This window comes from Desulfofundulus thermobenzoicus, assembly GCF_009428905.1.
In the GTDB taxonomy this organism is placed as follows: domain Bacteria; phylum Bacillota; class Desulfotomaculia; order Desulfotomaculales; family Desulfovirgulaceae; genus Desulfofundulus_A; species Desulfofundulus_A thermobenzoicus.
This window is the reverse complement of the sequence record NZ_WHYR01000001.1, coordinates 1-21,888: the sequence shown is the minus strand read 5'-3', so window position 1 is coordinate 21,888 and position 21,888 is coordinate 1. Positions and strand designations below refer to the sequence as shown.

The 21,888-nt window shown below is 55.3% G+C and carries 18 protein-coding genes and 1 CRISPR repeat array; of the genes, 1 reads left to right on the top strand and 17 read right to left on the bottom strand.

Translation table 11 applies throughout. The features are described 5' to 3' along the window. Positions 1-383: 383 nt before the first annotated feature. On the bottom strand, positions 384-1,442 hold the full coding sequence (locus GFC01_RS00090; RefSeq protein WP_194174720.1) for a cache domain-containing protein: 1,059 nt from the start codon (positions 1,440-1,442) through the stop codon (positions 384-386). Positions 1,443-2,317: 875 nt separating this feature from the next. On the opposite strand from GFC01_RS00090, the gene GFC01_RS00085 reads away from it, so the two are divergent. Continuing rightward, positions 2,318-2,500 (top strand): hypothetical protein, encoded by a 183-nt coding sequence (locus GFC01_RS00085; protein ID WP_243137096.1) that lies wholly within the window; start codon positions 2,318-2,320, stop codon positions 2,498-2,500. Positions 2,501-2,680: 180 nt separating this feature from the next. Further along, a CRISPR array of direct repeats spans positions 2,681-5,675; the repeat unit is 37 nt; unit sequence CTTTCAGTCCCCTTTTCGTCGGGTCAGTGGGTGCAAC. Positions 5,676-5,873: 198 nt separating this feature from the next. On the opposite strand, the gene cas4a is transcribed toward GFC01_RS00085, so the two are convergent. The 16 genes from cas4a to GFC01_RS00005 form a co-directional block, all read right to left on the bottom strand. Further along, positions 5,874-6,803 carry a type I-A CRISPR-associated protein Cas4/Csa1 gene (gene cas4a / locus GFC01_RS00080; protein WP_152944622.1) on the bottom strand — a complete coding sequence of 310 codons (930 nt, stop codon included), beginning with the start codon at positions 6,801-6,803 and terminating at the stop codon, positions 5,874-5,876. Further along, positions 6,803-7,384 (bottom strand): CRISPR-associated protein Cas4, encoded by a 582-nt coding sequence (gene cas4, locus GFC01_RS00075; RefSeq protein WP_152944738.1) that lies wholly within the window; start codon positions 7,382-7,384, stop codon positions 6,803-6,805. Before cas4 ends, cas4a begins: the two co-directional genes overlap by 1 nt. Beyond that, positions 7,384-7,680 (bottom strand): CRISPR-associated endonuclease Cas2, encoded by a 297-nt coding sequence (gene cas2 / locus GFC01_RS00070; protein WP_152944621.1) that lies wholly within the window; start codon positions 7,678-7,680, stop codon positions 7,384-7,386. Before cas2 ends, cas4 begins: the two co-directional genes overlap by 1 nt. Positions 7,681-7,682: 2 nt before the next feature. Further along, positions 7,683-8,693, bottom strand: coding sequence for a CRISPR-associated endonuclease Cas1 (cas1, locus tag GFC01_RS00065; protein WP_152944620.1), 1,011 nt, complete (start codon positions 8,691-8,693; stop codon positions 7,683-7,685). Positions 8,694-8,754: 61 nt separating this feature from the next. Next, complete coding sequence (locus GFC01_RS18990; protein WP_207707556.1) at positions 8,755-9,468, bottom strand: HIRAN domain-containing protein; 714 nt, start codon at positions 9,466-9,468, stop codon at positions 8,755-8,757. Positions 9,469-9,504: 36 nt separating this feature from the next. Further along, positions 9,505-11,844: a CRISPR-associated helicase Cas3' gene (cas3, locus tag GFC01_RS00055; RefSeq protein ID WP_152944619.1), complete on the bottom strand. Its 2,340-nt coding sequence runs from the start codon at positions 11,842-11,844 to the stop codon at positions 9,505-9,507. Next, the gene (gene cas5 / locus GFC01_RS00050) at positions 11,816-12,562 is read right to left on the bottom strand and encodes a CRISPR-associated protein Cas5 (RefSeq protein WP_152944618.1); all 747 of its coding nucleotides are present in this window, start codon (positions 12,560-12,562) and stop codon (positions 11,816-11,818) included. Before cas5 ends, cas3 begins: the two co-directional genes overlap by 29 nt. A gap of 23 nt (positions 12,563-12,585) precedes the next feature. After that, positions 12,586-13,668 (bottom strand): type I-B CRISPR-associated protein Cas7/Cst2/DevR, encoded by a 1,083-nt coding sequence (gene cas7i, locus GFC01_RS00045; RefSeq protein ID WP_152944617.1) that lies wholly within the window; start codon positions 13,666-13,668, stop codon positions 12,586-12,588. A gap of 17 nt (positions 13,669-13,685) precedes the next feature. Continuing rightward, the gene (locus tag GFC01_RS00040; protein WP_152944616.1) at positions 13,686-15,179 is read right to left on the bottom strand and encodes a type I-B CRISPR-associated protein Cas8b1/Cst1; all 1,494 of its coding nucleotides are present in this window, start codon (positions 15,177-15,179) and stop codon (positions 13,686-13,688) included. 48 nt (positions 15,180-15,227) lie between these two features. Then, positions 15,228-15,653, bottom strand: a complete 426-nt coding sequence (locus GFC01_RS00035) for a hypothetical protein (RefSeq protein ID WP_152944615.1) — start codon at positions 15,651-15,653, stop codon at positions 15,228-15,230. 233 nt (positions 15,654-15,886) lie between these two features. Beyond that, on the bottom strand, positions 15,887-16,915 hold the full coding sequence (locus GFC01_RS00030; RefSeq protein WP_152944614.1) for a helix-turn-helix transcriptional regulator: 1,029 nt from the start codon (positions 16,913-16,915) through the stop codon (positions 15,887-15,889). A 64-nt stretch (positions 16,916-16,979) separates the two neighbouring features. Next, on the bottom strand, positions 16,980-18,002 hold the full coding sequence (cas6, locus tag GFC01_RS00025; RefSeq protein ID WP_152944613.1) for a CRISPR system precrRNA processing endoribonuclease RAMP protein Cas6: 1,023 nt from the start codon (positions 18,000-18,002) through the stop codon (positions 16,980-16,982). A gap of 96 nt (positions 18,003-18,098) precedes the next feature. Next, positions 18,099-18,380 carry a universal stress protein gene (locus tag GFC01_RS00020; protein WP_152944612.1) on the bottom strand — a complete coding sequence of 94 codons (282 nt, stop codon included), beginning with the start codon at positions 18,378-18,380 and terminating at the stop codon, positions 18,099-18,101. Positions 18,381-18,526: 146 nt separating this feature from the next. Next, complete coding sequence (locus GFC01_RS00015; RefSeq protein ID WP_152944611.1) at positions 18,527-18,673, bottom strand: hypothetical protein; 147 nt, start codon at positions 18,671-18,673, stop codon at positions 18,527-18,529. Positions 18,674-18,765: 92 nt separating this feature from the next. Beyond that, positions 18,766-20,790 carry a [FeFe] hydrogenase, group A gene (locus tag GFC01_RS00010; RefSeq protein ID WP_152944610.1) on the bottom strand — a complete coding sequence of 675 codons (2,025 nt, stop codon included), beginning with the start codon at positions 20,788-20,790 and terminating at the stop codon, positions 18,766-18,768. A 192-nt stretch (positions 20,791-20,982) separates the two neighbouring features. Then, positions 20,983-21,888: NADH-ubiquinone oxidoreductase-F iron-sulfur binding region domain-containing protein (locus GFC01_RS00005; protein WP_152944609.1), on the bottom strand; the 906-nt coding region annotated here is incomplete at its 5' end.

Here is a 21,888-nt window from a genome sequence, read left to right as displayed (position 1 = left end):
TTCATGCTTTATGGAGGGAACCAATGTTCCCATGGGCAACTCCTTTAAAAAAACCCTTAATTATAGAAGTATCCGATTGGGCAGCCATAATCCCCTGTCATCGATTGCCTGCTTTCATTTCCACAACACCCTTTCCTTCAATAAATTTTTTGAATTCAGTCAATAGGTATTATATTAAGGCCTTTCAGCCCGGGGCAATTTTTGCAAAATATGTTTAATTTAAAATCAGATTCTGTGAACAAAAACTTAAAAAATACTAGATAAAAGATAAATAAAAAATAAAATAAATAAAAAATATTAACGCACAAAAGACCGCCACAAATAAAAAACCCCTTTATGCAGGGGTTGAATAAGCGCCGAACACAGGTAAAGACCAGGCGGGGCTATGTTTTCAGCCTGTAAATTTTCAAGGGCCTTCCCACTGAACCATACTTCTGATCAATGTCCAGAAGACCGCACCGTTCCAGATAATCAAGATAGCGCCGCACGGTAACCTTGGAAAGATTCACTCCTTCGGCCACCTCATCGGAAGATACACCGCTGTTTTTATTCCGCTCCAGGAACCTGACCACCTGTTCCAACGTAACCCGGTTTAAACCCTTGGGAAGCTCCTCCTGTGATTTTGGTACAATTTCGATTTCTTGCTGATTAACCGGGGAAGCAACAGTCTTAGCAAGGGGCAACTGCCCGTTGTTCTGGGCAAAGCCGGCCACTTTACCCAGCTCGTTGGCCAGGGCCTGCATTCCCTCCACCATCTGGTTAAAGGCCCGGGCCAGTTCACCAATTTCGTTGTTGCTGTGTACGGCCACAGGTTGCCCCGGGCTGCCCAGGGCCACCCGTCTTGTACCTGCAATGATCTCCTGCAGGGGATCGATAATGGTGCGCTGGGTAAAGACCCAGGCCCCCAGGCCTATTACCAGGGTCAATACCACTGCCACCAGACCCATAACTTTAAGTGAACCGTACAGTATGGTATCGTAAAAGGTCCTGGGTGCTCCCACGTAGAGCATACCAATTACCTCTCCGCTTTCGTCCGTGATCGGTTTGTATGCGGTCTGATACTTCCTGCCGACCACGTAGGCTTCACCGACATATTCCTGTTTGGCCCCGAGCACTTTTTGGACTACTTCTCTAGAAGCACGGGTACCAACGGCCCTGTTGCCCTGGTCATCCCGCACGGTGGTGGTCACGCGTACATCATTTAAAAAAATGGTACATGAGTCACCGGTCAACTTTTCCACGTAATCGACAATGGCGAAGTTATCGTTAATTTTAGCTTCACCTTTATACAACACCCCGTCTTTAATCTTCCAGGGGCCGGGATACTGCAGATTGATCAGTGCTTCCACCGTGGCGAGGTCACTCATGGCCTTGGTTTCTGCGGCCATCAGGGCGGTAGCCCGGGTTTGAAAGAAGACCGCCAGCATGAAACCCGCGGTCATGATAATAATTGCCCCAACCACGAGTAAGGTAATTTGCTGTTTCAGGGAGTGCATGTGTGGTACCACCACCCCACCCGTTGTTACAAAGAAGAAATAAAAGAGACGGCCCGTAGCCACCTCCGCCTTAAATTCTACTTCAATTAAAGAAAATCCTTCAAATGCAATTAATTTTCATAATTGGTAACTATTCAGTCAAACCGGTGCAGGCACGGCGTTGTCCCGCCCACTCCAGTGCTCCGCGTAAGATGCGCACCACAGCGAAGCAATGTGGCCGGCTCTGGCTCGTCTTTCAGATTGCCATCGTTACTATTTCGGGTTGGCCGGAATACAGCAGCAATCGTGCTTTCCTGCCGTTTTTCCCCGATGTGATTATGTCACGTTTCTAAAGACGATTTTCATTGGCGTCCTCGGGAGCCGGGCCACCCGGCACTCACTAAAAAAGCTTTGCTGCGAAGACCAAATCTTCTATTGACTGTTCCATTAATTTTGGAATGAGCATTTTTGCCGGTGAGTGCTGGGTCGCTGGGTGCTGTTACCGGCGCTTCGTCCGGCACTCACTGGTACATACTGTACTGGACTTCTATCAGGGCCTGGCCCTGGCCATGGGAGCCAAAAAACAAGAAGGTGCGTCTAAGCCATCTACGCCATCACCAAGGGTTTGCCCCGGCTGGTAAACGATCTGGTCACCACCTGCCTGCTCTGTGCCTACGGCCGAAAGCAAAGGCAGATTAGAGAGAGGTGGTTTACCAGGCCCAGCAGGAACTGGAAACTTGATGGCAGGGGGCGGTAAGTGTGCCTGAAGGAGATAGTCTGCATAGTCTTAATTACTACTTTGCCAACACAGGTTTTTATAATTTGTTGCCTGCAGCAATGAGTTGGCCATAGAGCTGGGTTACAGCCCGGAAGAAATGATTGAGGCAGTCTGCAAGGTGGCCGATAAGGCCAGGCATTACCCGCCGACAAAAAATCGGGCTACCTGGTTTGCCACCGTGTTCCGGGAAAAATTAGGAGAAGCCCGGGCCGAAATGCTGGCCATTAAAAAAAGGCGGCTGCTTTAACCGGAACAATTGGTCGGGGTGCCTGAAAAATGAGGCAGCCCGGCTTTTTGTTCGCCAACGCTATTTGAGAATTGTATTTGGGTTTACCTTTTTAAAGTGATAATTTCTTAGGTTTTGTGGCTGGCTGACCTAATTTAATATGATAATTTTTTCCGGTTTATTTTGAGAATTGACAATTGGCTTTCAGTCCCCTTTTCGTCGGGTCAGTGGGTGCAACTTAATTAGGTCCTCCGGGTTCAGCTTGTTTGTTTCCTTTCAGTCCCCTTTTCGTCGGGTCAGTGGGTGCAACGGTGGCCGTCCGGTCGGAAATGTCCCTCTTATTCACTTTCAGTCCCCTTTTCGTCGGGTCAATGGGTGCAACGCCGGGCTGCCCGTGCGTCCCTACGGTCAGGACCTGTACTTTCAGTCCCCTTTTCGTCGGGTCAATGGGTGCAACTAACGTTTTTGGACCTGATAGAAACCTTTCCGGCTAGCTTTCAGTCCCCTTTTCGTCGGGTCAATGGGTGCAACTTACGATGAATGGAGGGATTAAATAGAATTTATGAGCTTTCAGTCCCCTTTTCGTCGGGTCAGTGGGTGCAACCTAATAGAGGCGGCTCTACGGGCTTTTAAGGATGAATTTCTTTCAGTCCCCTTTTCGTCGGGTCAGTGGGTGCAACCTCTTGCCGACTGTACTGCAGGCTTCGCTGTACTCCTTTCAGTCCCCTTTTCGTCGGGTCAGTGGGTGCAACCGAATAGTCCGGGGGGAGCTGGAGCTGCCCGCTCATTCTTTCAGTCCCCTTTTCGTCGGGTCAGTGGGTGCAACTGCTAAGGAACTGCGGGACGCTGGAGTCCCCTTGCCTTTCAGTCCCCTTTTCGTCGGGTCAGTGGGTGCAACGTGGGCTGGGAACAGCGCATCCGGGACAAGCTGGGCGCTTTCAGTCCCCTTTTCGTCGGGTCAGTGGGTGCAACAATTCAACCTCTGCAGTCGCCCCCTCGATCCCCAGGCTTTCAGTCCCCTTTTCGTCGGGTCAGTGGGTGCAACGCCGCAATGCCGCCAGAGAAATTCGGCGATCTGAAACTCTTTCAGTCCCCTTTTCGTCGGGTCAGTGGGTGCAACTTACGGCGGCTTTAGAAAAGGTTGGCGTTACTGACCTTTCAGTCCCCTTTTCGTCGGGTCAGTGGGTGCAACGCTGATGTGGCCTGGCCTGCTCGTGCAACCACTCGGCTTTCAGTCCCCTTTTCGTCGGGTCAGTGGGTGCAACCTTGATAATGCACGCCTGCCCGTGGGCCTGAAGGTATCCTTTCAGTCCCCTTTTCGTCGGGTCAGTGGGTGCAACTAGCGTAGAAATTAGTGGACCATTACGAATTACTATCTTTCAGTCCCCTTTTCGTCGGGTCAGTGGGTGCAACATCTCCGCGCAGAAGAACATGGCCTTACCCGCAAACCGGCTTTCAGTCCCCTTTTCGTCGGGTCAGTGGGTGCAACACAGCATGCGGTTCATCGTTGACGTGCGGGTGGTTGCCCTTTCAGTCCCCTTTTCGTCGGGTCAGTGGGTGCAACCCGTGGTTCACGGAAGGCTCGGCAGGACCCTGCGGCTTTCAGTCCCCTTTTCGTCGGGTCAGTGGGTGCAACTCCAATCCCCCGGTGCAGCGCGAAGCGGACCTTCCACTTTCAGTCCCCTTTTCGTCGGGTCAGTGGGTGCAACTCCAATCCCCCGGTGCAGCGCGAAGCGGACCTTCCACTTTCAGTCCCCTTTTCGTCGGGTCAGTGGGTGCAACTTGATGGCTACCTTGGACACCGACAGCCTCTGGCCGGTCCTTTCAGTCCCCTTTTCGTCGGGTCAGTGGGTGCAACCCCACTGACCGGGCTTACCCCTGGAACAACCTATACCGCTTTCAGTCCCCTTTTCGTCGGGTCAGTGGGTGCAACTTTACCCTGCCTGCGCGAAACTAGACGATACAAAGCTCCTTTCAGTCCCCTTTTCGTCGGGTCAGTGGGTGCAACGTCGCCGGGGGAGTTATGAGGACTAATCCGCTGAACACTTTCAGTCCCCTTTTCGTCGGGTCAGTGGGTGCAACATGCGGTCAAATTCTGGCGACAACTGGCACGGGAATTAGCTTTCAGTCCCCTTTTCGTCGGGTCAGTGGGTGCAACTTTACCCTGCCTGCGCGAAACTAGACGATACAAAGCTCCTTTCAGTCCCCTTTTCGTCGGGTCAGTGGGTGCAACGTCGCCGGGGGAGTTATGAGGACTAATCCGCTGAACACTTTCAGTCCCCTTTTCGTCGGGTCAGTGGGTGCAACCCTGCTTCGCCCAGGCTTTATATTGGTCCCGATAGCTTTCAGTCCCCTTTTCGTCGGGTCAGTGGGTGCAACAGAGTGGGCTAACACCAAAAAACGCGAGTTGGTTCGCTTTCAGTCCCCTTTTCGTCGGGTCAGTGGGTGCAACGCCCGGGATGCGGAAGAGTCTGGTACAGCGCTGATAGTGGTCTTTCAGTCCCCTTTTCGTCGGGTCAGTGGGTGCAACGCACCAGGCCAAAGGATGCCGTAACCCGGGAAGAGTTGTCTTTCAGTCCCCTTTTCGTCGGGTCAGTGGGTGCAACTGAATACTGGAAGCCCCAGGCCGACGGCCAGAAGTTGCTTTCAGTCCCCTTTTCGTCGGGTCAGTGGGTGCAACCTGGTATTCGGCAAAGTCTGGCCAGGCTGGTCTTATTGTTACTTTCAGTCCCCTTTTCGTCGGGTCAGTGGGTGCAACCGGGTGCCCTGGTTCCAGCCGCCGTTGGTCTGTGACTTTCAGTCCCCTTTTCGTCGGGTCAGTGGGTGCAACCAGCGCCGCTTTAAGCCCTGCCGGTGGTTCCCAACTAACTTTCAGTCCCCTTTTCGTCGGGTCAGTGGGTGCAACTCTGGCTGCCGATGGCCTGGGAAAACCGGCGCTGCCTTTCAGTCCCCTTTTCGTCGGGTCAGTGGGTGCAACCCGCGGGGGCGATTTCCGCCGTTTGCGCCAGGTACACTTTCAGTCCCCTTTTCGTCGGGTCAGTGGGTGCAACATTTGCTTGTTGGTCGGGCTCTGGTGCGCCGCCAGGACTTTCAGTCCCCTTTTCGTCGGGTCAGTGGGTGCAACGGTTTCTACGCTTCTGGTCCAAGGAGTATACATCACTTTCAGTCCCCTTTTCGTCGGGTCAGTGGGTGCAACCGACCGCGATGGCCAGAAAAAATCCAGCTGTTATGCGGGCTGGCGGCTTTCTGATGCGGCTCAGGAAAGCATTTTTTTCGAAAATGGTTTTTCTGCACGAAAGCCGGGGGTATTTGCGAAATGATCACAAAGCCAGTTATCCACCTGACATTCATTTCACCGCCGGGGGAAAAATACCTTCCCCGGCGGATACATTTATTACCGGCAAAAAGGAAAATACGGGCATGAGGCGGGGCAGTTTTCCGGCACTCCCGGATCAATTTCCTCCGCCACCAGCCGGGCTTTTTCATCCCGTACTTCGCAGAACCGCTGGCGCAATTCGTCGCTGATGATGTGCAGGTCTTTCCTTACAAGCAGCCTGTCGTCTTTGAACTCGGCATAAACGAGGCACCCCAGGTTGACCGGAAATTCATACAAAGATTCCATAACCAGGGCGTAACCGGTGGTATTCAACCGGTGAAAAGGCTGCGGGCGCCCGAACTTTAAATCCACGATAACCGGCTCGGGATAAGTAACGGCATCAGTGCTTAAATTCGGGCTTAAACCCAGAAAGGAACCGTCCAGCTTCTGTTCTACCACCACCGGAATGGCCAGGCTGACCAGGGAATCTTCCCCGATGTAAGGCTGTTTGACCAGTATTTCCTGGATCCGGGCGATGAGGCGGGATTTTTCAAAATCCGTGAGAACTTTAACATTCCGGAGCAGGCGGGCATAGTTTTCCGGGTCTTCCCCCGGATCAGCTTCCCCCGGCCAGCACTCCGGCGGGTACAGCGGCAATTCGTTAAGACGGGCAACAATTTTCTGGTAATTCGCCACTCCCTCTTCGTAAATTATTCTTTTAGCGGCTACAATAAGGTGGGCAAGGGCTCCGTGCAGAACGGTGCCTTTTTGCATGGCTAAATTGGGCCTGGTCTTAATTCCTTTCACCCTGCGCAAATACAGGTCGCGGCCCGTCGGGCAATAGGCCCCGGCCACTTCGTAGATGGCGAGCAGGACGTCGTAAATGGGCGCCAGAGGCGGGAAAGGCCAGTTCCACCCCCGCAGTTCGTCGGCCACGCCCATTTCCCTCGCCTTTGGCAAAAGGCCCCGGTAGAGGTTCTTCTTTTCTTCATCTGTAAAAAAATACATTATCCCACATCCCCGCAGAAATTTTTGTACTCACAATCCACGCACCTGCCCCGGCGACGCGGGGCCTCCGGGAAAATCTGCCTTTCGATCAGGCTGCGGATTTTTTTCAATTTATCCTTCACATGAACGCGCATCCCCGGGGTCACTTCTATATAACGGGCCGTTTTGCGGGGGAGGTAATAGATAAAGCCGCCGCGCACGGGTTTGCCATAATGTTCCTCAAGCAAAAGGACGTAGGCGGCCAGCTGGTATTTATGGTTGACGGACAAAGGACTGTTGGTATCCTTGAACTCCACAGGAAAACAGCCGGTGGGAGTGACCAGGTGCATGTCCAAAAGACCCGTGAGGCCAAGCCGCTCGGAAACCAGAGGGGTACGGAAAATACGCTGGCCTTCCTCCAGTTTAAAAGCCTTGAGGCTCCGCCGCCCTTCCAAACGCACGGCCTCCAGGTGAGCTAGGGCACCCTCCTGCATTTTGGCGGTTACTTTTCTTTCCACCGGTAAAACGTAGGTAAAATAGATGATGCGCGGGCAATAGAAAAATTGTTTCAAGTCGGTAACTGTTAAATAAAACACCACCATCACCTGATGATATACCCGGCGGGCTTATCCGCCGGCATGAGAGGCTCTCCTTCCGGAACGCAGATTTCCAGCAGCAATCGCAGATCTTTGTCGCACACCGGAACGATGACTATTTTCCCTTCTTTCTTACCGACCGTCCTTTTAAGCCGCCGGTAGAGCTCTTCCCGCCGGTTGTGGTTGAGTTCACCGAAAAAGGCGGAATACTGGATGTGGGTCAGGCCGTAATCCTTGCAGGTCTGGAACACTTTGTTGCGGAGGCGGTCTTCCGTGATATCGTAAATGACAAAAGTTTTCATCCCTACCACCCCGTCAGAAAGGGCCTGTATTTCCCTTCCCCCCGCAGGTAGGAGGCCAGGCGGCGGGATTGCATCTGGATTATTGTGCGCACCTTGTGCTTTTTCCCGTCGTAGTTTTCTTCACCGTCGAGCCTTTCCAAAACGCGCCGGGCAATTTCCCGGCGGCTTTCCTGGGAGAGCTTTTCGTCCTCCATGGCAATGGTTCCGCCCCTGGTGAAAAAGGAAACGATCGCCCGGTCCACCACGGCGGGCCGGAACTCCTCGGTCAGGTCCAGGACCAAACTCGGCTTTCCCGGGCGGTCGGTATGCAGGAAACCGGCAAAGGGCTCCAGCCCGGCCAGCATCACCGCACCCCAGATCTGGCCGTAAAGGATGCCGTAGCCGTAGTTTAAAGCGGCGTTTACGGGGTCGGCGGCTCCCCGGTGCTCCCGCCCGGTAAACTCCACATGGCCTCGCAAAAGCATAGCCACAGCTCCCCAGTACTGCAGGGCGGCCCTCCCTTCCACGGAAAAGAGCCGGGGCCGGACCTCATCGATATTCTCTCCCTCGATCTCCTCCAGTTCCAGTACGGCGTTTTCCAGTTGGCGGCAAACGGCCTGCAGGTCCTCGTAAAGAACGGTGTCGGTATTTCGCCGGTATTTGGCGAAATATTTGATCAGGTTGGCCTGGTTCTTCAGCTTTCCTTCCACGAAGCATTTGGACAGGTACAGGCCGCGCCCGTCCCGGTAGGCCAAAATCTGCTCCCGGCGCGTGATTACCGTACCCGTTAAACTGGGCGCGGTCAACCGGGCGTACGGCTTCCCCGTAGAAGTCAAAAAATTGATCTGCACGCCGCACTCCACGCACTCCCTGATAACATCGGCGGAAATAGATACCCCCGAGGAAGCAATGGTAATCTGGGTGATGTCCCGGAAGGGAACTTCCTCGACCACCTGGCCTTTTTCTTTAACCACCAGCCGCTCGCTTTTCTTCCCCAGGGAAACGCCGTATTCGGTTATGAACAGTTCGGGCATGTATTTATCACCTACCCGGTATAAATTAAAATCCGGAAGAAATAAACCAGGGGTCCGCTTTCTAACTTAAACCGGGGGAGGCCAACCCTTCCGGAGCCCCGTTCGTTGTTTCCAAAAATTTCAGCATGATAATCTTCCCTTCCGGGGGACCGCTTCTCACCTTTAGGTGAAGCCGCTCGTTGGGATCGTACTCCGCACCCAGAATTGCCGCCACGCAAGCAAAAAATGTTTCCCCGTCCTCGCAGCGGGAACTGATTACGGAAGCCAGAGGAGCGCGCAGGTAGCCCAGGCAGGTCCCCCAGGGGGAAAGGACCGCCACTGCACTGGGGTCAACTTTGTTCTCCGGCTCCCGAACCAGGACTACGGGCATGCCCGGGGCAAGGAGCGCCGCCTCCCGGAACCGCTCCTCGTACCTTAAGCCCACTACCCGCGTGAAAAATTCCCGGGCTTTAAAAAAGTATTCCTGAACATCATCGGCCACCGGTCCCAGGAGGGCTCCCAGGATGAACAGAAGATGGCTTCCCGGAAAAAAGGAGTGGTGGTACAGCTCGGCGGCGGCGTTAACCAGAAGATCTTCGGGAACAAACTCCCGCAACAGCTCAAAAGCCGCCGCGTGCCAGTGCTTGACTTTCTCCAGTTCCCGGATGGCTCCCCAGACGGCGCCCTTCAGCAAAAAATCAGCCCCCCGCACAACCGCCAGGAAATCTTCTCCTTCTTCTTCAGGCCACTCGTCGGCATACCCGTTCCGCACGGCCGCCTTAAGAAGCTCCAGCACGCAAAAACCTCCCTTCTTTTTTACTATGCCTGAAACTCAAGCTTTTCCAGGTTCCAGCCCCATCTCCGGCGAATAGGGGACGTCTACCACGGGCGGCCATTCCCCGGGCCGCGAGCGAACAAGACCGGCTTTTCTTATTTTCTCCCACCATCCCCAGGAAATGGGGACCAGGAGCTGGGAGGCTTCAAGGGGCCTTTGTTCTCTTAAAGCCCTGTATTCTTCCCAAAGAACCGCCGGCAGAACTTCTACCCCGTCAAAAAGCCGCGCAAAGGCTTCTTCCAGGGCATCGTCGCTGTCGAAAGGCCGCAGGGTGTCTAAAAAGGCCCGCCTGAACTCACCGGCCACCTGCTCATAACCGTTCTCCCACCGGTTAAGCACCTCACCGGTATATATTTCGTCCAGCCACGTCTGAACCAGGGATTCGTCCACCGCCCGCCCGTTGGCGTTTTTTTCTAAAATATTAAGGCTTTTTTCCACCAGTTCGCTTGAGTAAACTCCTTCTCCCCGGGCGGGTGCGACAAAAACATTTACCGGGGCAAGAGCCACCCTCCTTTTCCGGTTCACCCGCCCGAACCGCTGCACCAGCGCCTCCAGAGGAGCCGGGTCGGTAAAAAGTACGTCCAAATCGATGTTCAGGCTTACTTCCACCACCTGTGTAGCCACCACAACCGCCGGATTTCGCTGCTTTTTGCCTACCGCCACCGCCTCCATAATCCTGCCCTCTTTTTCCAGCCTGTCGCGCCCGTTGAAGCGCCCGTGCAGGAGGACAAGCCGTTCCTCGGGAATTTTTCCCTTTAAGCAGCGGTAGGCCTCCTGAGCTCTTTTCACCGTATTGCACGTAACCAGGACCGCCCCGCCTTTTCTGTAAACGGAGACAATCTGCTCCAGAGAGCCCTTTTCCAGCAACTCCCCTTCCAGCAGGTTAATCTGGTGTCGGGAAAATGCGTGGAAGAGATCCGGCGAAGCAATAATGCTTTGAGCATCCCCCAGCACTTCTTGAACCCGCAGCCGCACCGGGCGGGGTAGCGTCGCCGACATGATAAAAAAACGGCTGCCAAAATTTTTCCGAAGATAGCCAATAGTTTCCAGGATCATGGCCAGGCGACCCGGCTCGTATGCGTGAATTTCGTCAAATATAAAGGCAGCTCCGGCGTAATCGGCAAGGATCGCTTCATAACCTTTAAGCCTGTATACTCCTTTGAGCATCTGGTAAGGGCTAAAGATGCTTACCGGGTAGAAGCGCAACCGGGCTAAATTTCTTTCCCGGCGCGCCTTGCCGGCCGCTTCTGCAGGATTTTCCTCTCTCTCCATAAAGCGCCGGTAAAGGGCGAGCAGGCTGCGGCTGTGTAAAAGCCCCACCTGGCCGGTAAAGATTTCTGTCAGCCGGTCGTACATGGCGTTCATGCTGGCCTGGTAGGGAAGAACGTAAAAAAGGCGGGGTAGCCCGTGTCTGGTTTCGGCCTGCCGGGCAGCCCAAAGGAGAGCCGCCTCCGTTTTACCGCTGCCCGTGGGCGCCACCAAAACAGCGCATTCCGGAGCTTCGGCGGCTTTCTTCTGGTGAAAATAAAGCTTTTCGAGCGATAATCTCGCCCCGGTGAGCACTTTTTGCCGGAAGCCGGCAAGGCCCGCTATAACCCCTGTGAAGGCAGAGGCGGCGTGGTCAGCCTGCAGCATCAGTCCACGCAATAAAATCCCTGCTAATGCCCGGGATGGGTCTGTCCCTTCCCGGAAACCGCGGACAAGGCGGCTGTAGCGGGAAAGCAGCCGGCGTACCGTATCCGGGCCGGATTGTTTCCCAGCAACCGCTTCATTGAAGGAAATGGGCAGGGAATAGCTAACCCCCAGTTTGTCAAACCCCAGTTCTTTAACCCATACGGGGCATATTTCCGCCAGCCACCGGTATAGTTTTTGTAATGTCGCCTCCTCCAGTTCATTTAAGATTTCCGATAGCGGGTCATCCTCCGGAGACAGGCCTGGGGGGTAAAGGCGCTCCAATTCGTCAGCGTCGCGGTGGTGGGAAAGAATGACAGCTGCTACCTCATCTGCTTCCCCGGCGGCCAGGATCCATTCTAAAAACAAAAGAGATAAGACCTCATGGCGGTGGGGCCATTTACCCTTTCGCTTCAGCATGTCTTGAAAACCCCTTGCAGCCTTCCCCCAATCATGGAAAAAAGCGGCCCAGAAAAGCACATTCCAAAGACGCGGAAAACCACAGAGCTCGGGAAGCCATGGGCGCAGGCTTGCCAAATCCCGCAGCCGGGCCAGAACCTCCCACGTGTGCGCGCAAAGGCTCTGTCCTTCCGTCTCGCCAGGAGCAGGGCTTTTGGCCCAAATATCGGAAAGCCATTCAGGACACCGACAGAGAGCTTCCCTCATAGTCTCCAACCCACCGGTGAAAAATCAATCCCAGGCGGTCCCCGTCTATCTCCGGCGAAGCAGGATCCACCCAAAACAGCGGTGCCGGCTCTTTTTCATAGCGCACAAAATCCCGTGCGTGGACGCGCCGGTGTAAAACGACGTACCGGCAAAAGGCAGGGAACCTGTTCTTCTCGTATTCCAGAAACCGGGGCATCAGCACTACGACACCTCGTGCCGTATAGCGGACAAAGTCATAGGGAACCAGGGTGTGCTCCAGGTAGGCGTTTTCAGCCCGCTCCAAAGTAACGATCTCCACACTTCGATAAAAAAACAGATCCTGGGAACGGCCCAGCACTACGGGGTAGCGAGGGCTGCGGAAGGCGCCGGCCCATTGCGGACGGTTGAGATATAAAACTAGACGCGGGCGAAATAGAACCTGGCGCACAAAAGGATTGACCTCACCTTCCAGAACTTTGGGTATCTTTGTTCCCGCCAGTCTTCCCGTAGAGGGCCGCAGGATGTGTGTGTGCTCCACCTCGGAAAAGCGCGCCGCATAGGTGAAGTGAACGGCAAATTCCACCCCCGCCGGATCAAACCACTCGCCAAGGGCGCTGCAGATGTGGCCGTACAGAGTTGCCGGAGGCGGCATCTCGTAGGTCGGCTGTACGCCCTGAATAAAGTGCGGGTAGCGAAAGGAGGTGGTGAGACCCTCGGCCACTACTTTGAGCACCTGCATACGACTCCCTCCCGGCAACCGGATCACGCAAGCAGGCTGGGGTTGGACTCTAACTCACCAACCAATTCTTTGAGAACCTCCCGGGGATGGCCCAGGACAATTTTCTCCCGCCAGCTTTTCAAGCCTTCTTCCGCCTCCAGCGAAGCTTCGAAACGTTTCCTTTCCTCGTCCCGGTAGCCCTTTACCCAACCTATGTAAACCCGGGAAAGGATCTCTTCATTAAATACAGTTAAACTTTCCCGCAGAGCTTCAATTTTTACTACAGGAAGCTGGGCGGAGTCTACCCCGATAACGTGCCCGAAGATATTGTTTCCCCCCCTGGTCACGGCAGCAATAAGTAAATCAGGGGTAATATCTGTATAATGAAGGGCCTGCTTGGCTCCCCCTTCTAACTGGGCCAGCGCTTCCAAAAGGGCAGAGATGCGCTTGAGGCGCTCTTCTACCGGTAGCCGGTAGGCCTTTTCTTCCGGTAATTCTTCGAGTTTTTTCTCTTGAGCTTCCGCCATGCGGACCTTGTCCAGATTTAAATACCCGGTTTTTTGCCTGTAGGTAAAAGTTCCGGCGGCATGCAAATCCAGGGAGAAAAGACTCTGCAGGGTTGCCCGGTAAAACTGGTGCTCGTGAGGAACCGGATCTCCTTCGTGGCGCGCCATTACCCCGAAATCGTTGACAATCCTTACCGGAGCAAGGGAAACGAGAGTGCTCACCCGGAACGGAGAAACCCGGGTAACCGTCTCTTCTACCGGGGTAAAGCTCTCCAGAACAGCATCGGCCTCCCGGGCTGCGGCCGCCGAGGCCCGCTTGGAGGGCGCCCGCATGTAGCCGAAAAGATCGTCGTCCCACCAGCGGATGGGGTTGGCGTCCGTGTAGGCTATCTTTTCTTCCCTGTAGATGGGAGCTTTTCTCCAGCCCCAGGGTCCCTTTTCCAGAGTGCTCCTCAACCAGTAGCGGAAGGCCTGCGCGGATACGTACGGGTAGGCTCCCTCCCGTGTCCAGATACACTTTACTCCCACAGCGTTGTCGGTCATTGTTCCTTCCATTTGGCCCATATTGTTCAGGGCTGAAGCCGGGGCGTCAATCAAAAACAGGCCGGTCACAAAAGCCATCTTAAGGTACCTCCTTTTCAGGCAACGACTTCCTCTTCGGGTTCGGGTATTTCTTGAGCATTTTCTTGAATCCAGCCCAGTTCGTACAGGCGCTCGATCATCCGGATCAGGATCAGGTCGCGAATAAGGCGCCAGTTAACGTCGGGCAGGCCTTCCCCATATTCGAAGATCTCGATATAGGGATCGAAAGTTATAAGGGGCGGCTGCTTCTTTTTTATCCGCGCAAAACTCACGCGGATCAATGCCTCCCGCAAAACATTGTAATTGCGCGCCGTTAAAAAAGTTTGAAAAAACCGGCGGTCGTTTTCGCCATGTACGTACTCTGCCAGGGTGTCGCCCAAGTCTCGTATCTTTTGAATGCGGCTTGCCTCCATAAGAACCACCTTTCTCAAAAAAAGCTCCACCAGCCCCCAGTTGACCATCTCCGCTTCGGTTTTCAAAGAATAAGTAGCCCGCGGATCCCCTTTATCCCTGACTCTAACCGGTGTACGCAAAAAATAGCAACGAATGAAGGAAGCAGCCTTCTCGGGAAGGCGTAAAATGTCTTCGTAAAGAATGTTGTACCTCGGCTCGGGAGTGCTCTCATCCCCCTTTTTCGTTTTCTTTGCCTTAACGATTTCCCAACCCCGCTGGCAAATTTTCCTCCAGGCATCGATATATCGCGGAGTCTGTACTGTGCGTAAAAAGTCAATAATCTCCAGGGGGAGGTGGTAGATATCTAAAGCCACCCCCTGTCCTGAATTGCTTAAATGATAAGCAGTAACCGACGGAAGCCGGGCCGTTTCACCTTCAGCTCCCTGAATGCTTTCCTGAAGGCGCTCTTGTTCGATCTGGAAAAGTTTGTCCAGAAGCAACGTACCTGCTTTGTGCGGCGCTTCCGGCAGCTTACTGCTCCCAATTTGCTGTGCCGTCTGAATCGCCCGGCGGTTTTCCTCTAAGAAAAGCCGGGCAAAACGATAGGTCAGATCGGGATCGTCGGAGTGTACGGCCAGAAGCCGCCCCTGCACCTTAGCGCAGCCCAGGGGAAATGCCTGGATGGCTAACAGGGCCTCGCCGGATACCGGCAGACCGGCCGAACCGTAAGGATGAAAATTAATTACCCCTTCACCGGTGAGCAGGGGAACGTGCTGGCGAAAGGCGTTGAGCACCGCCGGCCGCCGCGTGAAGACACAGCTCGCTGCCCTAGGAAAGGGCTCTTCTGGATAACTCCCCCTTGCGAGATCACCCTCCTCCTTATTCTTATCCTCCTGGCGCCAGGCATTTAAAATCCACTCCGCATAAGCTTTTCTCTTTTCCGGGTGCTTCTCAAAGGCAGGGTTTGTAAAACCGGAGTTGGGAAAGGCAACGGTTAGAAAGGATTTTAGCGGATTAACCACATAATTGGTTTGCATATATTGGATAGCCTTGTCCAAATCTTCCGGGAGGAGCGTCGAAGGATCTTTTTTCCCGGCAAAAGCGGCCAGGGTGGCTATACCCACATCGATCAGCGGATGGCCGGCGTAGGAAAACAAACATCTTCACCCCTTTTTCGGAAAGCATTAAAAAGATAAAAAACAAGCTTACCCGCCATTCCCATCCCCCCACCAATGCCCCAGTAGGAACCCAACCAATAGCCATGACCAGGGGACACAGGCTGTCCTCGACTGCACAATTTTACCCGTGCCTGCTTCGTCACCGCTCCCGGAACAAAGGGAGCCCACCATCCCTATGCCAAACAGAAGCGCCCCAAAGCCGGTGAAAATCATCAACAACCAAAAGGGCAGACCCAGCAGGTGGTGCAGGATGACTGCTGCGATGGCTGCCAGGCCCATTATACAACCAGCAAAGAGCAATGCCGAAACGGCAAGCCCCCCCAGGAGGAACAGCAGGAAAAGAAGTACCGGTGAAGCCACTACCAGCCCTACCGCAGCAAAAAGAACGTAAACCACAATCCGGCAGGCCAGGATAAGCCATTTCTGGGCCTGAGCCCCTGAAAATGCCGCCATAAAAACCTGCACCCCACTCCGCTTTGTAAAAATTAACCATTGCTGTTTTGCGGCAGGTAATCTTTTATTGCTTGATTAAATTGTTGCCCTCCCACGGTTATTAATCCAGGAAGCCGCAAAATCACAATACTATCACACAAGCCGTTTCTTATAAATTTAGCAAAGCGTACTGCAGCCAGTGATCAGTGCCTGAGGCAAGTAAAACATTTTTCAGTTAGGCGGACTATTCGCGTTCACTTTTGGGTAAAGCAGCTTTTTTCGTTCCCGGACAAGTTTGGCGGTAAATGCGATTTTATTTGATATAGCCGCAGCATATCCCTTATTTCCTCCGCCACTTCCCGCCTCAGCTCGGGCGGCGCCAGGACCTCGGCACGGCTGCCGTAGCCCATAACCCAGCGTTTGATCTCTTCTAATCCACCCACCCGCAGGCGCAGGATCAGGCTACCGTCGCCGAGTTCCTCCGTCTCCTGGGTTGGATGCCAGCATCTTTCCCGAATGTAGCGGGCCTGATGAGGATCGAAGCGGATTACAACCTCCACCGGCGCATTTCCCCGTTCCGCCGAGAAAGCCTGAGCCATCCACTCTTCCGCCGAAAATCCCGGGTTGCGGGCGAAATGTTCCCGGAGAACCTCCCACTTTTCAATCCTCCCGGTGTGAAAAACCCGCATCTCCTTGCGGAAGTGGTCGAAGGCAACCAGGTACCAATCTCCCCGCAGGTTGTATAGATGATAGGGTTCCACAATCCTCTCCTGCCTGGCACCCCGGCTGGCCGTGTAGTATAAGATTTTCACCCGGAGACACTCCCTTACCGCCCGGTGCAGGTCCAGGAGTACTTCCCTTTTTACCATCACTGCGGGCGGGGCGGCAATGCTATAGCAGGTGCGCAACTCCTCCAGATTAACTTGCACCTGCCCCTGTAACCCCATCCTGATCTTTTCCACCGCCGAGCGCAAAGGAGCCTCAAAAGCTGTTCCCAAATAACGCTGCGCCACCTCCACGCTCAAGAAAAAAGCCAGCAATTCACCATCAGTGATCATTATCGACGGCAGTGCCCAGGTGGGGTCTTTATAGTACCATCCCCCGCGGCGGCGGTCATAAGCCAGCGGCGCCTTCAGCCGGTCCACCAGGAACTGCCGGTCCTGGTAGATGGTCCGCTCGCTTACTTCCAGCTCCCTGGCCAGGCGGGTAGCGTTGGGGTAGTTCTTCGCCCGGATCTGCCGGTCGATCTCCAGGATACGCTCCAGTTGCTGCCTGCTTCCCATCGCCAGACTCCACCTTAGTTATATGTTCCAACTGCTGATGGCCGGACATTTTTCTTCCTTGCACTCAGACCAATTCCACCCGGTACTTTCCCATCCCGAAAACCGCCCCTTTGCCCACGTGGACCAGTTCGCCCAGCCGCAAAAGGGGAATGAACTCCGCCACCTCTCCCTCGTATAGAGCCCGGCCCACCACGCCGCCCATCTTTATCCTGCTGTCCTGGCGGGCGGAAAACCGCTCCCAGTCCACCCATTGGGTATAGTCTTCCGCCAGCCTTACCCCTGCGGCCCGGGCGATCAGCCCGGTGAAATCCAGCTCTAATTCTTCGCCGTGGTGGAAATAAGCCAGGGAGGAAAGGCGGCGCAGGAGGTTCCGGATGAGCACGTGAAATTCGATCTTACCAGCGTAGGCTTCCGCGTACTTAAGGCGGGTCATGGTCAAAAAATCGATTGCCAGGCGGTGCGGCTCTGTAGCGGTCGGCTGCCGGAGAAAAGGCTCCGGGGACGCCGGAAGCAGATCCTCAGGCGACCCGTAAAGTCCCGCGAGCCCCGGAATGTCGCTCCCCCGCACCGGGAGTTCTATATTTCTAACCATTCTGTCCTGCTCAAGGTATATGGACGCCCGCCGGTTTTTCAGGGGATCCACCGCCACAATTTCTTTCAGGCGGTATTTCTTGCGCCCTTTGCCGATTCCCATCTCACCCAATTCTTTGAAAACCACGATGAAATAGGGCAAGTAAGACACGGCTTTGCCGATGAGGATCAGCCGGAAGGCCAGTGTCTCTCCGGGGCGGTAAAAGGTCTTTTCTTCCAGGGGGGGCTCGAGAACAAACGGGCGTGGCACGTTGTCGTAATTGCGGAGAGCCTCCGAACCGGGGGGAGGACTGGTTTCGAAGATGTAGGCATAGGGGCAGTGCTGGCTTAGAAGGCAGGCCCGGCAATCTTTTTGCCGTGATGTACAGGTAATGCGCTGGAAAACCCGGCCGAATCCCCCGCGCAGGGTCGAACCCTTATAGGGCGGCAGGATCAGCCCTTCCCGGCCGGCCGCCAGGATTATCTCGTAGATGGCAACGCGAAAATTCACCAGCATGGTACTTTCCTTCAGGTAGATAAAAGTTTTTCACCTTAAATTTCATTTCGCCAGAAAGAGGCATAATCCTTCCTGCAGTGGTCGAAAAAACCATTTTTAAAAGAAAAAGTCCCCTTGTCGTCGGGTCAGTGGGTGTAACTTGATACGCAGGTCCTTTTCCTGCAGCTGATCATCCGGAACTACGGCCTCTTCACCGTCGGAGTCTACAAACACTGCCATTATCTTTGCACCATGACACCTGGCTAAAGCTACGGCATATTTAGTTGCTCCAACAGCCGGAGCGGAACCATCCACTGCCAGAATAATCCTGTCAATGAAAATGCTTGCCACTTCCAGTTGATATCCTCTCAAAAGTTGCTCAGCAAGCTCACTAATCATTTTAATACCTCCCAAGCTTAAAAATGAATAATGCGGACAGCAGCAAATCCAGCAATTGAAATGACCAGGGATCCGAGCAAACCGACGAAAAATGATTTTAAGCCCATACGTTTAAACATTACAATATCAACGTTGTTTTCCACCTCTTAACGGTATTCCGCCGTGATTTCCTTCCCCTTTTTCCTGAGCAACCGGATTAATTGTTCGATGGTCCGGTGTTTGCAGGCCAGGGTTTCCATGACTTCCTCGATTTTCCCGAATGCGCGCATGGTGGCCGCAGTTCCGGTGGTCAAAGATGAGAGAATACCGGCCTTCACCCCGGTAGGTGTCTATTCCAAGACAAAGGACGGGGCTCCTGCCCCGTCCCTTGTCTCACCGCCCTATCTCAAACCACCCAGGGCGGGCTGGCTTTAACGGCGATGCGGGTTTTAAACACCTCCGGAGCGTTTTCCAGGGTTACGTTGGTGATGATTTCGTCATTAACCTTGACGCTCACTCCCTGATCGCAGTGCTCCAGGCAGAAGGTACCTTTAAGCTGGATGTAATCGCTGATGCCCATTTGCCTGGCCAGTTCCATAAATTTGTTCAAAACATCATAGGAGCCTTTCAGGTAACAGTTGGTACCCACGCACACGGCCACCTCCACCGGGCGCTCCTCCCGGCGGCCGCTCACCTCCACGGGCCGGCCGCTGATGCGCCGCCGCGGGTAATAGCGGGTGTGCAGGTCCCGGTGGGTATTGGGGTTGGCCGGCCCGCCGAACCAGCGCTCCAGCGCCCTGGTGACAAAAATGTTGTCCTGGGGATTGTGCAGCTGTTCCGCCCGGTCCAGGCCGTACAGGCCCTTCATGCGCCCCAGCCGGGCGGCGGTGTTGTTGGGCACGGGCTGGCCGCCGCCACCCAGGCAGCCGCCGGGGCAGGCCATCACTTCCACGGCGTGGTAAAAGGCCCGGCCGGATTTGATGCGCTGGATCAGCTTTTCGGCGTTGGCCAGGCCGTTGACCACCGCCAGCTGTAAAGTCTGCCCGTTCAATTCCAGCGACGCTTCCTTGATGCCCTGCATTCCCCGGACGGGGTAGAAATCCACCCGCCCCCCATCACCGCCTGAAAGATGAGTCGAGACAAAACGGACCACCGATTCCATCACCCCGCCGGAGGCGCCGTAAATAACCGCCGCACCGGAGCCCATGCCCAGGGGGTTGTCGAACATCTCCGGTTCCAGTTCGTTGAAAACAATGCCGGCTTCTTTGATCATCCGGGCCAGCTCCGTGGTGGAGAGGACAAAATCCACATCGGGCACGCCTTCGGTGGTAAATTCAGGCCGCCGTGCCTCGAATTTCTTGGCCGTACAGGGCATCACCGACACGCAGACCACTTCCGCCGGCTGTTTGCCCACTTCCCGGGCGTAGTGTTTCTTGACCAGGGAACCGAACATCTGCTGGGGAGACCGGCAGGTGGACAGGTTATCCAGCAGGTCGGCATGAAACTGCTCGGCGTACTTGACCCAGGCCGGACAGCAGGAGGTGAACAGGGGAAGCCTGCCGCCCTTTTCCAGCCGGCCCAACAGCTCCAGCCCTTCCTCGATGGTGGTCATATCGGCGGTAAACAGGGTATCAAATACCCGGTCGAAACCCAGCTTTTTCAGGGCCGCCACCATCTGGCCGGTGGCCTTTTCCCCGGGCAGAAGGCCGAATTCCTCACCAATGGCCACCCGCACCGCCGGAGCCACCTGCACCACCACCATTTTGGCGGGGTCCAGGATGGCATCCCAAACCCGGTCCACTTCGGATTTTACCGTCAGCGCCCCGGTGGGGCAGACGGCGGCACACTGGCCGCAGTTGACACAGGCCACCTCGGCCAGGGGTTTGTTAAAGGCGGTGGTCACCATGGTTTTGGCCCCCCGGAAGGCAAAATCCCAGATGCCCAAACCCTGGATTTCCTTGCACATGCGCACGCAGTCGCCGCAGAGGATGCACTTGTTGGGATTCTTCACCAGGGCATATGAGGTGCCGTCCACAGGCACCTTCCTGTCCCGGTGGCCGAAGCGCACCTCCGTCACCCCCAGCTGCCGGGCCAGCTGCTGCAGCTTGCAGCTGCCGCTGCGATCGCAGCTGGTACATTCCCGGTCATGATTGGCCAGGAGCAGTTCGATGACCATGCGCCGCAGCCGGCGGGTACGGGGCGTACTGGTGTGAATGACCATGCCGTCGGCCGGGGGTGTGGAACAGGAAGCCACCAGCCCCCTGCCCTCCACCTCCACCATACACATGCGGCAGGCGCCGTAAACACTCAATTCCGAATGATAACAAAAGGTGGGCAGCTTGATACCGGCCCGGCGCACCACTTCCAGAATGTTCCGGGCATCATTTATTTCCACCACCTGGCCGTCCACGGTTACTTTCCCGGAAGACATTGCCGCGGTCACTTCCTTTCCTGAATAATTTACCAGTGCAGGCGTAAAATCACCCGGGCAGCGGTCCTCCCTCGTCGCACCTGCCGGTAGAAACACCGGCAGGCCCCGGACAAACCCGACAGCGATGTATATACGATGGATGACCGGGCTCTATCGTAACAGAGAAGCGTTGCCCGATTCCGGGATGATCTCCTACGCCGTATATACGGCGTCAAATTTGCAGTTCTCCAGGCATGTGCCGCACTTGATGCATTTCTCCTGGTCGATAACATGAGGCTGCTTCTTTTCCCCGCTGATGGCCTCCGCGGGGCATTTCCTGGCACACAGGCCGCATCCCTTGCATTTATCCGGGTCGATAAAGTAACCGAGCAGTTCCTTGCACACACCGGCGGGGCATTTTTTATCCCGCACGTGGGCTTCATATTCGTGCCGGAAGTAGCGCAGGGTGGTCAGCACCGGGTTGGGCGCCGTTTTACCCAGGCCGCACAGCGCCCCGTCCTTCACCACCAGGGCCAGTTCTTCCAGCAGGGCCAGATCCTCCTCCGTGGCCTTGCCGGTGGTGATTTTGGTCAACATCTCCAGCATGCGCCGGGTACCTTCCCGGCAGGGCACGCATTTGCCGCAGGACTCGTTCTGGACGAAGGTCATGAAAAACCGGGCCACTTCCACCATACAGCTGTCCTGGCCGATGACCACCATACCGCCGGAGCCGATCATGGCCCCCACCTTTTGCAGGGAGTCGAAATCCAGGGGTAGATCCAGATGCTCTTCCGTCAGGCAGCCGCCGGAGGGACCGCCGATCTGCACCGCCTTGAATTTTTTGCCCTGCCGCAGGCCGCCGCCGATGTCGAATACCACTTCCCGCAGGGTGATGCCCATGGGCACTTCCACCAGACCCGTATGGGCCACCTGCCCGGCCAGGGCGAAGGTCTTGGTGCCCGGGCTGGTGGGGGTGCCGTACCGCCGGAACCACTCCGCCCCCCGGGTGATGATGGGCGCCACATTGGCCAGGGTCTCCACATTGTTGATGATGGTGGGGCAGCCCCACAGGCCGCTGTTGGCCGGGAAGGGCGGGCGGCTGTCTCTTATACACAGCTG

Coding starts and splice junctions, on each gene's coding strand:
- GFC01_RS00090 (WP_194174720.1), bottom strand. CDS start 1,442: ATGACCGCGGGTTTCATGCTGGCGGTCTTCTTTCAAACCCGGGCTACC.
- cas4a (WP_152944622.1), bottom strand. CDS start 6,803: ATGTATTTTTTTACAGATGAAGAAAAGAAGAACCTCTACCGGGGCCTT.
- cas4 (WP_152944738.1), bottom strand. CDS start 7,384: ATGGTGGTGTTTTATTTAACAGTTACCGACTTGAAACAATTTTTCTAT.
- cas2 (WP_152944621.1), bottom strand. CDS start 7,680: ATGAAAACTTTTGTCATTTACGATATCACGGAAGACCGCCTCCGCAAC.
- cas1 (WP_152944620.1), bottom strand. CDS start 8,693: ATGCCCGAACTGTTCATAACCGAATACGGCGTTTCCCTGGGGAAGAAA.
- cas3 (WP_152944619.1), bottom strand. CDS start 11,844: ATGAGGGAAGCTCTCTGTCGGTGTCCTGAATGGCTTTCCGATATTTGG.
- cas5 (WP_152944618.1), bottom strand. CDS start 12,562: ATGCAGGTGCTCAAAGTAGTGGCCGAGGGTCTCACCACCTCCTTTCGC.
- cas7i (WP_152944617.1), bottom strand. CDS start 13,668: ATGGCTTTTGTGACCGGCCTGTTTTTGATTGACGCCCCGGCTTCAGCC.
- GFC01_RS00035 (WP_152944615.1), bottom strand. CDS start 15,653: ATGGCGGCATTTTCAGGGGCTCAGGCCCAGAAATGGCTTATCCTGGCC.
- GFC01_RS00030 (WP_152944614.1), bottom strand. CDS start 16,915: ATGGGAAGCAGGCAGCAACTGGAGCGTATCCTGGAGATCGACCGGCAG.
- cas6 (WP_152944613.1), bottom strand. CDS start 18,002: ATGCTGGTGAATTTTCGCGTTGCCATCTACGAGATAATCCTGGCGGCC.
- GFC01_RS00020 (WP_152944612.1), bottom strand. CDS start 18,380: ATGATTAGTGAGCTTGCTGAGCAACTTTTGAGAGGATATCAACTGGAA.
- GFC01_RS00010 (WP_152944610.1), bottom strand. CDS start 20,790: ATGTCTTCCGGGAAAGTAACCGTGGACGGCCAGGTGGTGGAAATAAAT.